Here is a 14,644-nt window from a genome sequence, read left to right as displayed (position 1 = left end):
TCGCCAGCCATAATTTTGCACAAAACAGGAGCCAACCATGCGTCCAAGTGGTCGTACTGCCCAACAGATCCGCCCGGTGACTATTACCCGGAATTTTACGCGTCATGCCGAAGGTTCGGTGCTCATTGAGTTTGGTGATACCAAGGTATTGTGTACAGCCAGTGTCGATAAAAGCGTACCGCGCTTTTTGAAGGGCAAGGGCCAAGGTTGGGTCACGGCAGAATACGGCATGTTACCGCGTTCAACGCACTCGCGTATGGATCGCGAAGCCGCCCGTGGTAAGCAAGGTGGCCGTACGGTTGAAATTCAGCGCTTAATTGGCCGCTCACTGCGTGCATGCGTGGATATGGCAGCGCTAGGTGAGAACACCATCACCATCGATTGCGACGTGTTACAAGCCGATGGCGGCACGCGTACCGCATCGATTACTGGTGCGTGTGTGGCATTGGTAGATGCGCTGAACTGGATGCGCAAAGAAGGCATTGTCAGAACCAATCCGTTGAAAGGTTTGGTGGCTGCGGTATCGGTGGGTATGTATGAAGGCCATGCGGTGGCGGATTTGGATTACACAGAAGATTCAAAAGCCGAAACTGACATGAACGTGGTGATGACTGAAGCGGGCAAATTCATTGAAATTCAAGGTACTGCTGAGGGCGAACCGTTCTCAAGCGAAGACATGAATGCCATGCTCGAGTTAGCGAAACACGCCATTCGCGAACTCATGGACTTACAGAAGCAGGCGTTGGCTTAAACATTAACGGCGCTTTGCGCCACCCGGCGTGCAACGCCGGGCTACGAACAGCGCGAAGCGCGCACGAACAGCAAAGCGTACGAAAAACGAGACACGGTTTTATGAAACAATATCAAAAAGATTTTATCGAATTTGCCATTGAACGTGGCGTGTTGAAGTTTGGTGAGTTTACTTTGAAATCGGGCCGCACAAGCCCGTATTTCTTCAATGCTGGGTTGTTTAATCAGGGTTCTGATTTGGCGCGTCTTGGTCGGTTTTATGCGGCGGCGTTGCAAGACAGCGGCGTGGAATTCGATGTATTGTTTGGCCCAGCTTACAAGGGCATTCCAATTGCCACAGCAGCGGCAATTGCCCTGTTTGATACGTATCAGAAAGATGTGCCGTATTGCTTTAACCGCAAAGAGAAGAAAGACCACGGCGAAGGCGGCAACTTGGTGGGTTCACCACTCAATGGTCGCGTGATGCTGGTGGACGATGTAATTACGGCGGGCACGGCTATTCGTGAATCGATGGAAATTGTGCAGGCCAACGGCGCTGAGTTAGCGGGCGTGTTGATTGCGTTAGATCGCCAAGAGAAAGGCAAAGGCGAGCTAAGCGCTATTCAGGAAGTTGAGCGCGATTACAATGCGCAAGTGATCAGCATTGTGCAGCTGAATGATGTGATTGAGTATTTGAAAGACTCGCCCGATTTAGCGCAGTACTTAGATAAAGTCACTGCGTATCGGGCGGAGTATGGGGTGTAGCTCGGCGTTGCACGCCGGGTGGCGCGTAGCGCCGTGAATGTCTGAAATTCTAGTGAATCTTGGATATCCCGAACAATCACCATGACTTCGTCATGTCCCGGCGTAAAACGCCGGGCTACCATGTCCCGGCGTGAGACGCAGGGCTAGAACGTGTCAGGTTGCCACGAGAGGCCGATGCGGGCATCGGTAACCTGACATTCGCCACCGGCTTTCACGCGTTTGGTGGCTTCGTCACCGGCCACCATCAAGCGGAAATCTTTCTCAATCAAGTTGAAGCTGTTGCGTTCTTGGCACAGCAAGCGCAATGAATCAACCATGCCGCGGTTGTTTAAGAAGCGCGTGGTAGGCGCCTCTTGCACCACTTCTTCACCTTTCGCAAACTTCACATTGGTCACGCCATCATCAGTGAACTGACCGCGAGCGCCCGCAGCTAAATAATGGAAAGTAGCAGCTACGGCATTCTCGGTTTGCTGTGCGCCAATACCAAAGAACACGCCACGCTCACCGAGCACCTCAAACGCACCATTCAGCACATTCACTGCAAGGGCCGTGCGCATATCAATACCCACCGCCACTGGCGTATTGGTCGTTGCGGCAACGCGTAACAAGCGGCCGTGACGCCCCATATCAGAAAACTGGCCATCGAGCGTGGCAACATTAAACAGCCCGACGCCACCAAGCGGATGATAGGTCGCGCTATCCGAGTTCATGTTGCGTGGGCACGAATCGTCTTTGTTACAGGCAAATGGCGGAGCCTCACCGGCAATAGCTCCGGCACGAAGGGCTTCTGCGCTCGTACCACTGGCTACCATTGAGCGCGCGGTCATCGCGTTCATGGCATCGCTGGTTGCACCTACCACGAGTTTATTCGCGCGCATTTTCAAATAAATACTGGTCATCAAGTCAGTTGGCTGACTTAACGGGTCTAAAAAGGCTTTTCGCACTAAGCTCGGATCATTACCGACAATCAACACCGCGTCGGCCCAATCCACAATTTTGGGTCCTTGCAGGGCATCTTTACAGAACGCTACTTGCTGCTTGTGTTGCTCTGGGAATACTCGCGCCCGTTTCCACGTACCGAGTTCTTGTTCGCGCAGTGCATCAAGATCATCGCATTTACCGCTGCGCTGTGCTGTATTCACGGCAGCGTCAATGGGTAACCAACGTACTTCAGCACCTAAACTTTCAAAGGCACTAATAAATGGTTCAACGGCCGTAATTGGGTCACGCGCACCCGCTGCTGCAATGGCGATGCGTGGCATATCGTCGCTGCCGCGTACCTTATCCGCTTGCCCTAACATGGCTTGCAGAATTTGGCGCTTCGCCAATATCTTAGTCAGCTTGATTCGCGCCGTATCATGTTTACCCTTAGGAGCCGGCATTTCGAGGTGATCAATAATGAGGTTCCACTCGCGCTCCGACAAACTATCATATAAATGGCGTGTGGCACGGCGAGTAAACTCATCTTGGAAGCTTCGCTCAGGCACCACTTCTGAACGCATGCGGTCGTACAATATCTCGAGCGCCATTTTCACGTCATCGCGCGTTTTACGGCGGTGAGCAGGCCACAATTTGTCGTCAAGTAACGGTTTAGTGTAGTTATCGCTTAAATTAATGTAGCGATCGGTTCGCATGGTTTTACCATCGAGCCAGTCAGTGTCGTTGCAATGGGTCCACGCCATACTTGAGCACAACGCCATCTCATCGCCCATCAAAAAGAGTTGATAATTCGGGCCAGTGGCGCGCTCAGCGTCTTGTGCTGACGCAGATTGCGGAAAAAACGCACTGCCTAGCGTTACAAAGGAAGCGCCAAACAAGAGCGAGGCAGCGAGTATTGATGTTTTCATGGTGTGCTCCTACAACTGAAGACGGTCAACCTAACGGCATTGACCGCAAAGGTCAATTCTAGTCTAGTTTCATAAAAGCTTCGACCTGATATACTGCTAAAGGTTTAACCAACAAGCACAACCACGAAAGGAAAGTTGTTTTGGCTATGTTTCTGCGAATATTCTGCGTATTGCTGATGGTCGCTTCGACAGTTGGTGCCGTGCGCGCTGAGCAAACAACATTAACTTTCCGTGCCCCTGATGATGGCCCTGTACCTGCGGCTGTGCAGCAAATTCTCGAAGAAGCCTACGCTGAGCTCGGCATCACATTGCGTTATGTGAATATGCCGCGTAATCGCAGCTTGGTTGAATCAAATGCAGGGCGAATTGCCGGCGAACTTGGGCGTTTGCCCGAGCTCGACAATGAGTTTAAAAACCTCAAGCAAGTGCCGTTTCCACTATTCGCATTCGAAATTGTGTTGGTGGCTGACCGCCGTGACTGTGGTTTATGCACCATTGATGATGTGGAAAATTTGGCCTTTATTAGCGGCATGCAAACCGTTATGGGTCTGATTGAGGAGCATCAGTTTGAAGGCCCAACGGTGCAAGCGCTCGATATTCAGCAACTCAATTTAATGTTCACTAATAAGCGCGTCAAAGCGGTGATGCTCAATGATTTTGAGGCGCGTCAATTAGGTTATTATGATAACCCGCACTTAATTATCACCCCCATGCTGGCCCTAATTGGCTATCACTTTTTACATGAAAAACATGCGCACTTAATTCCATCGTTGAACACAGTGCTTGAAGACATGCATGCTACCGGGCGAGTCGTCACGATATTCCGCGAGCATGGCGTAACCTTTGAACGGCGTAATGAGTTTATTGAACCGCCCACCTTCCCGACCCTGTCAGTAACCGCCGGATTAATGGAACAGCGCGCCCATGTTGATGGTTCGGGCAGATACTGGCAGCTGATACAAACTATTTTTTCGCCCATTACTGAAGAGCTTGAGCTGCATACCAACAGCTATCAGCGCGCCGTACTCGGCTTCAATGAGAATCGCTTCGATATGTTAGTCGGCGGTACGCGCACGCAAGTTTCGATTGATGGGGTGCCGTCGTACACCCACTTTGACTACGATAGTCCGATTGCCGCATTTGCGCTTGAACAAGCCGATTTGGATGCGATGTTAGCGGGAACATTGAAGCGGCCAATTTGTTTTGTGGCTGGCTACGATTACCACAGCTTCTTCAAAGAGGGGCTGAATTACTATCTGGCCAACAGCGTGCTCGATTGTTTTGCCATGCTCGACATGCAACGGGTTGGCGCAGTCGTGACTTTTGACGATAATAACGCCCCGGATTGGGCGGCGGCCGATTATGTGAAGCACCAACTGCGCGAAGCATTACCAATTCATGTGATGTTTCACGATACGCCACGCGGACGCGAGCTCAGAGATTGGTTTGATAAACGATTACGCGAACTTGTGAAGAGTGGCGAGATTGCCGACATCATGACCAAATCCCAATTACAGCATGCTCGTCTTAATACGAGTACTATTGATACATCAACGCCATAACGTCGAGTCACGGAATGTTCCATATCGCTTTATTTAATCCAGTAATGCCAGCCAATACTGGCAATGTGATCCGCCTTGCTGCTAACAACGGTTGCACGTTGCACCTGATTGAACCGCTTGGGTTTGATTTTGAAGAAAAAAAGTTACGTCGTGCTGGGTTGGATTACCATGATTTGAGCCGCGTTGAGCGCTACCCTGATTTCAACGCATTCAAAGAAGCGATGGGCAATCGTGCTATTTACGCCATTACCACAAAGGGCACCCGAGGCTATACTGAGGTGCAGTACCAACCGGGCGATGTGTTGCTGTTTGGCTCTGAAACCAGTGGCTTAGCGCCCGATGTCATGGCGCAGATTGCACCCGAGCAACGTATTCGTATTCCGATGATGCCAAATAATCGTTCGCTTAATTTATCCAACTCGGTTGCCATAGTGAGTTATGAGGCGTGGCGACAACAAGGATTTACTGATGGCAGCTAACAGCGCTCACGAGAACTATGTATTCTGGGTAAAAACGGCGACCCGTGCGTCAGTTTCTGTCGCACTAATCTTAATTGCCGTCAAAGTCGTTGCTTGGTTAATGACCGATTCGAGCAGTATGTTGGCGTCTTTAACCGATTCGTTGTTAGACAGTTTAGCCAGTTTGTTTACCTTTTTTGCGGTGCGCTACGCCGTGCAACCCGCCGATAACGAACACCGCTTTGGGCACGGCAAAGCCGAATCATTAGCGGCGCTCGTTCAGTCGGCTTTGATTACCGGCTCAGCTATGTTGCTGCTCATACATAGCGTGCAGCAGTGGATTCAAGGTACGCCGGTGCGACAAGCGGAAATTGGTGTGTATGTTTCGGTGTTCGCGATTGTGTTAACGCTGGCGTTGGTCGTGTTGCAGCGGGTGGCGATTAAAAAAACCGGTTCGCAGGCAATTTCAGCCGACGCTTTGCATTTTACTTCCGATTTACTCCTCAACAGCGCCGTTATTGTCGCACTAGTTCTCAGTGCCTACGGTTGGCTTTGGGCGGATAGCATCTTCGCCATTATTATTGCGGTGTTCTTGGCGCAAGGCGCGGTGCGTATTGGTTGGAGTGCATTTCAATCGCTTATGGATCGTGAGCTACCGGATGCTGAGAAACAGCTGATTATCGATACCATCAAAGGCATTCAGGGTGTTCGTGGACTACATGGCTTAAAAACGCGCTCGGCGGGCCCGACTCGCTTTGTGCAATGCCATATTGAACTCGACGATAACCTCAACCTTCGCCAAGCCCATGATATCGCCGATAAAGCGGAACTCGCTGTCGCCAACCTGTTCGATTACACCGAGGTGATTATTCACATGGACCCGCTATCCGTGGTTCCAAAAGAGATTCGCGACGAAGTTAGTCAGGCTGAAACCAGCCCAATACCGCATCAAGCGCCGGCTGACGATAGCGATCCGACTCCATAAAGAGCTCGTGTTTGGCGCCGTCGATGCATTTGATTTGGCTTTGGTCATTGCCAAGCTTATTGAAAAACTTAAGTTGCGCTTGATTATCCACAACCGTATCGGCACCTGATTGAAGCAGCAGAATTGGCACTTCAATACGATCCGCTTGTTGATGGGCGGCACGTATGGCGGCAAAGGCCTGCGCCAGCCAATTGAAGGTAGGGCCCCCTAATTGTATTTGCGGATTTTCTTCATAGGCATCGCGGAACATTTGATAGCGCGCTTCGCTATGGGTAAGTTCGTTTTCGTCAAAGGGCACATACCGATAGTCAGCCATGCCAAAAAAGTACCATGGATGCTTTGGGCTGAACCAACGATTTAATAGCGCGCCACCAATGGCAAACGTTTTTGCTAACCACTGTGGCTTATCACCGGTAAGCAACCCGAGCATAGGTGATGACAATACAGCTTTGCGTATGCTGTGTTTGTGCTGCGCTAAATACAATGCACTAATGGCACCGCCCATAGAGTGCGCCAGCAAATAATGGGGGACGCGAGGATAAATACGCGTTGCTTCTTGCGCCACAGCGTCAAGGTCATCAACAAAATCTTGAAACTGATCAATATGGCCGTGGTGTGGATTGTTGCTAAGACGGTCAGAGAAGCCCTGGCCGCGGTGATCGACAATAGCCACCGCATAGTTTGCTTGCGCCAACTGCCAAACCAACTCCTGATATTTTAATGACGCTTCAATGCGTCCTGGGCAAATGATAATAAGCCCTTGCGGATGCACTGGTCGGTGTAAAAACCAATGCAAGACCACACCATCAGGGCGAGGTAAGTGATTAGCTTCAACGTGATCGCGCCAAAATGGTTGTATTTGTTGCGTGAAGAAACGGATCCATTGCGGGTCGTCATCCGTGTACATTTAATTAGACTCCTGCGGCTCCTGCTCCGATATTTCAGTTTCGGTTGGTTCGTCTTCGGTGATGGTATCGATTGGCACAATAGGCAAGTTGACCGATACTTCAAGGCCACCGTCTGGGTGGTTGCGTGCGGAAACTGAGCCACCCAACACATTGGCTGCCCTTAAGCTTAATGCCATACCAAGCCCAACGCCAGCTTTATGATGACGCAATGGGTCACCGCGGAAAAACGGTTCAAACAGTTGGGCAAGTTGCGCTTCTGGTACACCATCGCCGTGGTCACGTACCAAAATAGTAAAATTTTTGTCGTCATGGCGTACGCAATCTAGCTCGATAATACCTGCGGTGTATTGCAGTGCGTTGCGCACTAGGTTTTCGATGACAAGACGTAGCAACTCGTCATCCGTTGCCGTAATTGGCCAGTCGGCATCGAGTACCAACACGCGCTCGCCGTATTTGGCATCCACATAGGCCAAATCCGCCGCTAACCTCTTCGCTAATTCATGTGTATTGATTGGTTGCGGATCAAGCTTCACCAAACCGTTCTCAAGCCGTGACAACGACAAGATACGCTCAATGATGGTGCCGAGGCGCTCCACATCACGGCTCATTTGTGTCAGATGCGGGTTCGTCGCATCGGGATTGTCGTCATCTTGACTGAGCATTAACGCCACTTGCATACGTGCTAGTGGCGAGCGTAATTCATGTGACACGTCACTCAAAAGACGGCGCTGGGCATCGCGTGACACTTTTAAATCGTGGGCGGCGGTTTCTAGTGCTCGCGCAAGCTCACCGAGTTCGTCGGTACGGCGCGGTAAACGTTTGAGGTGAAGTTTGTCTGCGCCGGCAGCAATTTCGCGCGTAGCACTGATTAATCGCTTCAACGGTAGCACCAACCAAAAACCGAGTAATACCGCAATTGCAAGCGAGCCAAACAACAGCACCATGGTTTGCGCTTGTTCGGCACGCTCTGAATTTATTTTCTGATCGACACGCTCGTCTTCGCTCAACGGACGAATCAACAGAATACGTTGCGTATCCAGTTTGAATGGCCCCACGAGCATGCCGTTTGGCAAGCGCAGTTGTTCAGGCTGGTCGGCATCGAGCTGACGTAGTAATTCGCGGCGGTGAGTATTGGCCAAGTTCGGTTCAAGTTGCAGCCGATTCGGGCCTTCTTCTGGCGTAACGGCGGCGGCAACCCGATAGTTACCGGCCAGCAGCCGCCCTGGCGTGAGTGATGCAAATGTTACCTGGTCACTCAGCAGCGGTGACAGCGTTTCTTGCACTTCTTGTGGAAGCGGCTTTGCCGTTTCCGGCTGGGCATACCAAATCGCTAACAAGAAACCGCTGCTGGCCACTGCGAAAAGCAGCGCCCAGAACAGGAGCAACAGTCGGAGTGTTAGCGAATGGTACCAGCGAATTTGCATGGCGGCCTCATGCTAATTGAAGTAAACGATATCCTCGGCCACGCACGGTTTGAATGCGCTCTGGATTATGATCAATTTTCTTACGAATATTACTGATATGCACATCAAGGCTACGATCAAATGGCGCCAATTGACGACCGAGTGCCGCTACTGAAAGTTGGTCTTTACTGACCACTTGGCCTTTGCCCTGCACCAGCGCCCGCAAGATATCAAATTCAGTTGGCGTGAGTTCTAATAGCTGCTCGTCACAACGCACTTCGTTCTGCAGTGGGTTCACGTGGAAACCGGCATACTCAAGCGGCTCTGGACGCACTGAGGTATTTGGCGTACGACGCAATAACGCTTTTACACGCGCTACTAATTCGCGTGGATTAAACGGTTTTGGCAAATAATCATCTGCGCCAAGTTCAAGGCCTTGTACGCGATCGTCATCATCGCCACGCGCGGTTAACATAAGTACGGGCGTACTGCGTAGTTGCTGACGTAAACGCTGTAATAGTTGGAAGCCATCAATACCTGGCAACATCACATCAAGTAGAATCAAATCATAAGAGCCGCTTAATGCACGTTGTAGGCCAATTTCACCGTCTGGTGCTAGGGTTAATTGATAACCTTCCTTGGTGAGAATTTGCTCCAACATACTGCTTAATTCTGCGTCATCATCTACAAGTAATAACTTAGTCATGGGGATGTCGTCCTGCCTGTTAGTCTACAGCTTATAATCGGTGTTCTTAATTATGTAAAGATTCAACGGCGCTTGATACCGTGTTTACAGAACTTTTACCGGTGCTGTTATTTTGATTCGTTCAGCTTACGAGCCACGGTATTGCGGCCCCAACCTAAAAGTTCGGCAGCTTTTTGTTTATGGCCTTCGGTATACTCTAAGGCAACATCAAGCGCTAACCGTTCAATGCTAGGTAGCAGGTCATCTAAGATATGGGTATCGCCTGCTTCGCATCGATTTTTTAATTCGGTGCGTAACAGTGTATACCATTGAGCGGAATTTTCCTGCGCCATTTTACTAACTTCAGGAAATAAATCTTCAGGTAAATCAGGCACATCGATCATTTGCCCCGGCGCCATGACGGTTAGCCAGCGACAGGTGTTTTCTAACTGGCGAACGTTTCCAGGCCATGGTGCTTGTTGCAATACTTGCTCGGCAGCTGCGGTTAATCGCTTTGCTGAGCCACCGAGTTCTTTGGCCGCATTTTGCAAAAAGTGTTGCGCCAGTTGCGGAATATCTTCGCGTCGCTCAGCAAGACTGGGGAGTTGCAGGCGAATGACATTGAGCCGGTGAAAAAGATCTTCGCGAAACGCGCCTTCGCTTACCCGTTGTTCAAGATGCTGGTGCGTGGCTGCAATAATTCGGACATCGACTTTTACCGGTTGATAGCTGCCCACCGGATAGAACTGCCCTTCGGCCAATACCCTCAGCAAGCGCGTCTGCACCGCCAATGGCATATCACCAATTTCATCAAGGAACAAAGTACCGCCGTGCGCTTGTTCGAAACGACCTTGGCGTTTGTGTGTGGCGCCAGTGAAGGCCCCTTTTTCGTGACCGAACAGCTCCGATTCAATGAGATCAGCAGGAATAGCCGCCATATTCAGGGCAATAAATGGCTTGTTGGCGCGCGGGCTGTGTTGATGCAAAGCGCGCGCGACTAACTCTTTCCCGCTGCCGGAAGCACCGGTAATCAGCACGGTGACACTTGAGTGGGATAAACGCCCGATAGCGCGGAAGACATCCTGCATGGCCGGTGCGTTACCGATAATTTCGCGTACTTCTGTGGCTGTATCTGCGTCATGATTGACATCTTGCGCGGTGGTTTCTCGCGTTAACGCACGACTGACAGTATGTACCACTTCATCTAAATCGAATGGCTTGGCGAGGTACTCAAAAGCGCCGCCTTGAAAGGCGCTAACGGCAGAATCAAGATCGGAGTGCGCGGTCATCACAATGACTGCCACCTGCGGATAGTCAGTCGATAGCTTCCGCAAAACCTGTAGGCCGTCGTCGCCCGGCATACGAATATCAGTCAGCAGTACCTTCGGCGTTGCTTGTTCAAGTGCATCATACAGGCTTTGCGCATCAGCAAAACTGGTAGTGGCAAGGCCTGCCCGCGCGAGGGCTCGCTCGAGTACCCAGCGAATGGAGCTATCGTCATCTAATATCCATATGTCACTCACGGCGGCTTTCCTTATTGCTTGTCGATTTCTGTTTGTCACCAAGCGGCGTGTCGACACGGGTTTCAATGTACGGTAAATAAACGCTAAATTCGGTATGCCCCGGTTCAGAACTCACTTCTATTTTGCCAGCATGTTGGTGTACCAAATTTTGCGCGATGGATAAGCCCAAACCGGTTCCACCAGCGCGACCACTCACCATCGGATAAAATAATGTGTCTCGTAGCGCCGCCGGAATTCCTGGTCCATTGTCTTGCACCACAACCACCGCACACTGGCGGTACCGCGTGCCATGTATGGTCTGTTGGTGCACGATGCGGGTACGTAAGCATATCGTCGGTTCGGGCGTGTGACTTTCTTGCAACGCATCGCAGGCATTCATGACTAAATTCAATAACACTTGTTCAAGTTGCTCAGACGCCATCGTGAGATCTGGCAGACTCGGATCGTAATCTTTCACCCAGCGGACATTCAAGTCAGCACCAAGACGCGCGACCTGTACGACATGTTCCAACAACGCATGAATATTGGCTGGCTCGCGGGTTTGAATTTGATTCGAGCCGAGCATCCGGTCTACCAGAGTACTTAAGCGGTCGGCCTGGCGAATAATCAAATCGGTGTATTCACGCAACGCTGGGTCATCGAGTTCGCCTGCTAATAATTGCGCTGCACCGCGCAAGCCGCCGAGCGGATTTTTAATTTCATGGGCCAGCCCGCGCACCATACTTTGCGCCGCTTGTAGTTGCTGTTGCTGACGGGTTTCTTGATTAATGCGGCGAATTTGATCAATTTGACGCAGCTCGAGCAAGATCGTGAGGCGACCGTCAGATTGCCGCAACGGCTGTGCGATAAACTCAATGGTAATGCGCTGGCCGTCATGCAGCACCAACGATACGTCGCTATCAGAAACCGATTGTTCGTCTTGGAGCGCTTGTTGTACAACCGAGGGATCAAGACTGCTGAAATGGAAGAGACTAAAAAAAGGCTGATGTTGAAAGCGCCGCAAGCTGCCATCTAAAATCGCTTCTGCTGCGGCGTTCATGTACTCAATATGAAGTTGCTCGTCTAACAGAATCACTGCCGTGAGCAATTGATTTAAATGCGGTTGCACCACGGTGGTGCAATCGCTTATCGGCAAACTATCGCGCTCAGGCTCCGCCGCCATTTGAACCCGCACCTGAAATTGCAACACGCAGTACATACACCACTAAGGTATCTGAGCGCGCTACTTCACCACCATTTGCATCAACAATGCGAAGGTAGATACGACGCTCACCGCGCGCAACATCCATCAGTGTGGCTTGATTGCTATCGCTACCCGACCACGACATCACGCCGTCAACGTATAACTCATAGTTGTAGCCTTCCGGCAGTTTTTCTGGCTCCGATTGCCAGAGCACATCAAACTGACCGTTATTGGCACGAATTGGTGCCTGATACTCCGGCGAGGTAATCGTCACCGAGAATTCTGTTGGGATTTCGTCACCGCCCTCTGCTTCGCCAGCTTGCTCGGCGGAAGGCTGCGACTGCTCAACTTGAGCAGCCGCATTTGACTTCGCGAACTCTGTCACTGGCGCCGCTTCCACTTCAACTTTCTCAGCACCTTGAATCGGCTGATCGCTGTAAGTCACGGTGCCATCCGCATTCCGTTTTTTATAAACCTGCGCCGTTGACGGATCAACGTGCAGCGCCAAGCCAATCAAAAACGTTAACAGAATGGCTGCGAGTGCCAGTGGTTTCATCGTTCGTTGTTTCCTCTTATGTAACTAAAGCGCTCTTTCGTTAAACGCTATAGTACAAATCAAACTCAATTGGGTGCGTGGTCATTTTCAGTTTCATCACTTCGTGGTGACGCAACTTAATGTACGCATCAATCATGTCATCAGTAAATACACCGCCAGCAGTTAAGAACTCACGGTCTTTATCCAATGCTTCCAAGGCCATCTCTAATGAGTGACATACGGTTGGAATTTCTTTCGCTTCTTCTGCTGGCAAATCATACAAGTCTTTATCCATCGCATCGCCAGGATGGATCTTGTTCTTAATACCATCAAGACCAGCCATCAACAGCGCTGCAAAACACAAGTAAGGGTTCGCCGCTGGGTCAGGGAAACGCACCTCAATACGACGCGCTTTTGCACTAGCAACCACAGGAATACGAATTGACGCAGAACGGTTACGCGCAGAGTACGCCAACATAACCGGTGCTTCGTAGCCTGGCACCAAACGTTTGTACGAGTTGGTGGTTGGGTTACAGAACGCGTTCAAAGCACGCGCATGTTTGATGATACCGCCAATGTAGTAAAGCGCCATTTCGCTCAAGCCACCGTACTGATCGCCTGCGAATAAGTTCTTGCCGTCTTTGCTAATTGACATGTGAACGTGCATACCAGAACCGTTATCACCAACAATTGGCTTCGGCATAAAGGTAGCGGTCATACCGTATGAATGCGCAACGTTATGTACTACATACTTATAGATTTGAATCTCGTCAGCTTTTTTCACCAACGTATTAAAGCGGGTTGCCACCTCGTTTTGACCGGCAGTTGCCACTTCATGGTGGTGCGCTTCAACGACTAAGCCCATGTCTTCCATCACGGTGCTCATGGTGCTACGAATATCGTGCGCTGAATCAACGGGTGGTACTGGGAAGTAACCGCCTTTCACACCTGGACGGTGCGCCAAGTTACCATCTTTGTATTCTTTGCCCGAGTTCCACTTCGCTTCTTCTGCTTCAATTTTATAGAAGCTACCGCTCATGTCGGTGTGGAAACGCACATCGTTGAACAAGAAAAACTCAGGCTCCGGACCGAAGAACGCCGTGTCGCCAATGCCCATGCTTTGCAAATACTCTTCCGCACGACGCGCAATTGAACGCGGGTCACGGTCATAACCTTGCATGGTGTCTGGCTCAAGAATGTCGCACACCACATTCATCGTTACTTCGTCAGTGAACGGGTCAAGTACAATCGAGCTACAATCAGGCATAAGCACCATGTCTGACTCATTGATGCCTTTCCAGCCACCAATAGACGAACCATCAAACATCTTGCCTTCTTCGAAGAACTCTTCATTAATTTGCGAAACCGGGATGGTCACATGCTGCTCTTTACCTTTAGTATCGGTAAAGCGTAAATCCACGAATTTGACATCGTGTTCTTCAATGTAAGCCATAACGTCTTGTGGTGTTGTCATGTGATCCTCCGCGATCGTGCATGTCTAGTTTCAGAATTGAGTATAGCAAGCATTGCTTGTTGCGCTTGCACCTTTGCACCAAATTAAAGCAAAAACGATGCCAAGATTGGTTTTGGCTCACTTTTCAATGGGTTAACGTTGTTCTGGTACGGCTAGGGTGCTGTGCATTGGCTATATTTGCACCATTGTAGTGCAAATTCATGCACCACGGAAGTGCAAGGGCTCGAAAAGCGTTGTTCGTTGTTCGTTATTCGTTATTGGTTATTCGTTATTCGAAAGAGCGAAGAGCGAAGAGCGAAAGACGAACTGCGTAGTTCTTGGTTTGTGCGCTACGCTGTTTTTAGGAGATCAACTCTGTTTGGCTCTCGCTCCCACAGAGCCTAGAGATCCCATTCACCTACTCACGTCATACACCTACTCACGTCATACACCTACTCACGTCATACATTTGTTCATCTCATACACCTGCTCATCTCGTACACTTACTCACGTCATACATTTGCTCATCTCATAGATCTTTCAGGCGAATCGTGTGATTTTCCGTGTTGAACCTATTCAACTTACCAAAAAGATAGATGTATGGGTGT

13 protein-coding genes are annotated in these 14,644 nt (G+C 50.3%); 5 read left to right on the top strand and 8 right to left on the bottom strand.

Translation table 11 applies throughout. The annotated features are described in order from the left end of the window. Positions 1-37 precede the first annotated feature (37 nt). Positions 38-751 (top strand): ribonuclease PH, encoded by a 714-nt coding sequence (gene rph, locus CWI76_RS09195; RefSeq protein ID WP_126760051.1) that lies wholly within the window; start codon positions 38-40, stop codon positions 749-751. Positions 752-852: 101 nt separating this feature from the next. Then, entirely contained in the window at positions 853-1,494 is a 642-nt protein-coding gene (gene pyrE / locus CWI76_RS09190; RefSeq protein ID WP_126760050.1) for an orotate phosphoribosyltransferase, read from the top strand. Between the two features lie 143 nt (positions 1,495-1,637). Here the strand turns inward: pyrE and CWI76_RS09185 are convergent, their stop codons facing one another. Beyond that, the gene (locus CWI76_RS09185; RefSeq protein WP_126760049.1) at positions 1,638-3,341 is read right to left on the bottom strand and encodes a type 1 glutamine amidotransferase family protein; all 1,704 of its coding nucleotides are present in this window, start codon (positions 3,339-3,341) and stop codon (positions 1,638-1,640) included. Positions 3,342-3,481: 140 nt separating this feature from the next. On the opposite strand from CWI76_RS09185, the gene CWI76_RS09180 reads away from it, so the two are divergent. Genes CWI76_RS09180 through fieF form a run of 3 tightly spaced genes read left to right on the top strand, consistent with a single transcriptional unit; the run spans position 3,482 to position 6,346 of the window. Then, positions 3,482-4,903: a type 2 periplasmic-binding domain-containing protein gene (locus CWI76_RS09180; RefSeq protein WP_126760048.1), complete on the top strand. Its 1,422-nt coding sequence runs from the start codon at positions 3,482-3,484 to the stop codon at positions 4,901-4,903. Positions 4,904-4,917: 14 nt separating this feature from the next. Further along, entirely contained in the window at positions 4,918-5,382 is a 465-nt protein-coding gene (locus CWI76_RS09175) for a tRNA (cytidine(34)-2'-O)-methyltransferase (protein WP_126760047.1), read from the top strand. Beyond that, positions 5,372-6,346: a cation efflux pump FieF gene (gene fieF, locus CWI76_RS09170; RefSeq protein WP_126760046.1), complete on the top strand. Its 975-nt coding sequence runs from the start codon at positions 5,372-5,374 to the stop codon at positions 6,344-6,346. Before CWI76_RS09175 ends, fieF begins: the two co-directional genes overlap by 11 nt. Here the strand turns inward: fieF and CWI76_RS09165 are convergent. The 7 genes from CWI76_RS09165 to glnA form a co-directional block, all read right to left on the bottom strand. Next, entirely contained in the window at positions 6,279-7,253 is a 975-nt protein-coding gene (locus CWI76_RS09165; protein WP_126760045.1) for an alpha/beta hydrolase, read from the bottom strand. The genes fieF and CWI76_RS09165 overlap by 68 nt on opposite strands. Next, positions 7,254-8,678 carry a HAMP domain-containing sensor histidine kinase gene (locus CWI76_RS09160; RefSeq protein WP_126760044.1) on the bottom strand — a complete coding sequence of 475 codons (1,425 nt, stop codon included), beginning with the start codon at positions 8,676-8,678 and terminating at the stop codon, positions 7,254-7,256. A 7-nt stretch (positions 8,679-8,685) separates the two neighbouring features. After that, positions 8,686-9,363: a response regulator transcription factor gene (locus CWI76_RS09155; RefSeq protein WP_126760043.1), complete on the bottom strand. Its 678-nt coding sequence runs from the start codon at positions 9,361-9,363 to the stop codon at positions 8,686-8,688. Between the two features lie 107 nt (positions 9,364-9,470). Continuing rightward, complete coding sequence (ntrC, locus tag CWI76_RS09150; RefSeq protein WP_126760042.1) at positions 9,471-10,865, bottom strand: nitrogen regulation protein NR(I); 1,395 nt, start codon at positions 10,863-10,865, stop codon at positions 9,471-9,473. Continuing rightward, positions 10,858-12,054 carry a nitrogen regulation protein NR(II) gene (gene glnL / locus CWI76_RS09145; RefSeq protein WP_241968002.1) on the bottom strand — a complete coding sequence of 399 codons (1,197 nt, stop codon included), beginning with the start codon at positions 12,052-12,054 and terminating at the stop codon, positions 10,858-10,860. The genes ntrC and glnL overlap by 8 nt, the downstream gene beginning before the upstream one ends. After that, positions 12,011-12,604 (bottom strand): DUF4124 domain-containing protein, encoded by a 594-nt coding sequence (locus tag CWI76_RS09140; protein ID WP_126760041.1) that lies wholly within the window; start codon positions 12,602-12,604, stop codon positions 12,011-12,013. The genes glnL and CWI76_RS09140 overlap by 44 nt, the downstream gene beginning before the upstream one ends. A 40-nt stretch (positions 12,605-12,644) precedes the next feature. After that, positions 12,645-14,057, bottom strand: coding sequence for a glutamate--ammonia ligase (gene glnA, locus CWI76_RS09135; protein ID WP_198678601.1), 1,413 nt, complete (start codon positions 14,055-14,057; stop codon positions 12,645-12,647). Between the last annotated feature and the right edge of the window lie 587 nt (positions 14,058-14,644).

The organism is Pseudidiomarina marina (assembly GCF_003987045.1).
Classification (GTDB): Bacteria; Pseudomonadota; Gammaproteobacteria; order Enterobacterales; family Alteromonadaceae; genus Pseudidiomarina; species Pseudidiomarina marina.
This window is presented reverse-complemented; position numbering and strand designations above follow the sequence as displayed.

Bases quoted from the DNA above. Each gene is read 5' to 3' on its own strand.
- rph (WP_126760051.1), top strand. From the start codon at position 38: ATGCGTCCAAGTGGTCGTACTGCCCAACAGATCCGCCCGGTGACTATT.
- pyrE (WP_126760050.1), top strand. From the start codon at position 853: ATGAAACAATATCAAAAAGATTTTATCGAATTTGCCATTGAACGTGGC.
- CWI76_RS09185 (WP_126760049.1), bottom strand. From the start codon at position 3,341: ATGAAAACATCAATACTCGCTGCCTCGCTCTTGTTTGGCGCTTCCTTT.
- CWI76_RS09175 (WP_126760047.1), top strand. From the start codon at position 4,918: ATGTTCCATATCGCTTTATTTAATCCAGTAATGCCAGCCAATACTGGC.
- fieF (WP_126760046.1), top strand. From the start codon at position 5,372: ATGGCAGCTAACAGCGCTCACGAGAACTATGTATTCTGGGTAAAAACG.
- CWI76_RS09165 (WP_126760045.1), bottom strand. From the start codon at position 7,253: ATGTACACGGATGACGACCCGCAATGGATCCGTTTCTTCACGCAACAA.
- CWI76_RS09160 (WP_126760044.1), bottom strand. From the start codon at position 8,678: ATGCAAATTCGCTGGTACCATTCGCTAACACTCCGACTGTTGCTCCTG.
- CWI76_RS09155 (WP_126760043.1), bottom strand. From the start codon at position 9,363: ATGACTAAGTTATTACTTGTAGATGATGACGCAGAATTAAGCAGTATG.
- CWI76_RS09140 (WP_126760041.1), bottom strand. From the start codon at position 12,604: ATGAAACCACTGGCACTCGCAGCCATTCTGTTAACGTTTTTGATTGGC.
- glnA (WP_198678601.1), bottom strand. From the start codon at position 14,057: ATGACAACACCACAAGACGTTATGGCTTACATTGAAGAACACGATGTC.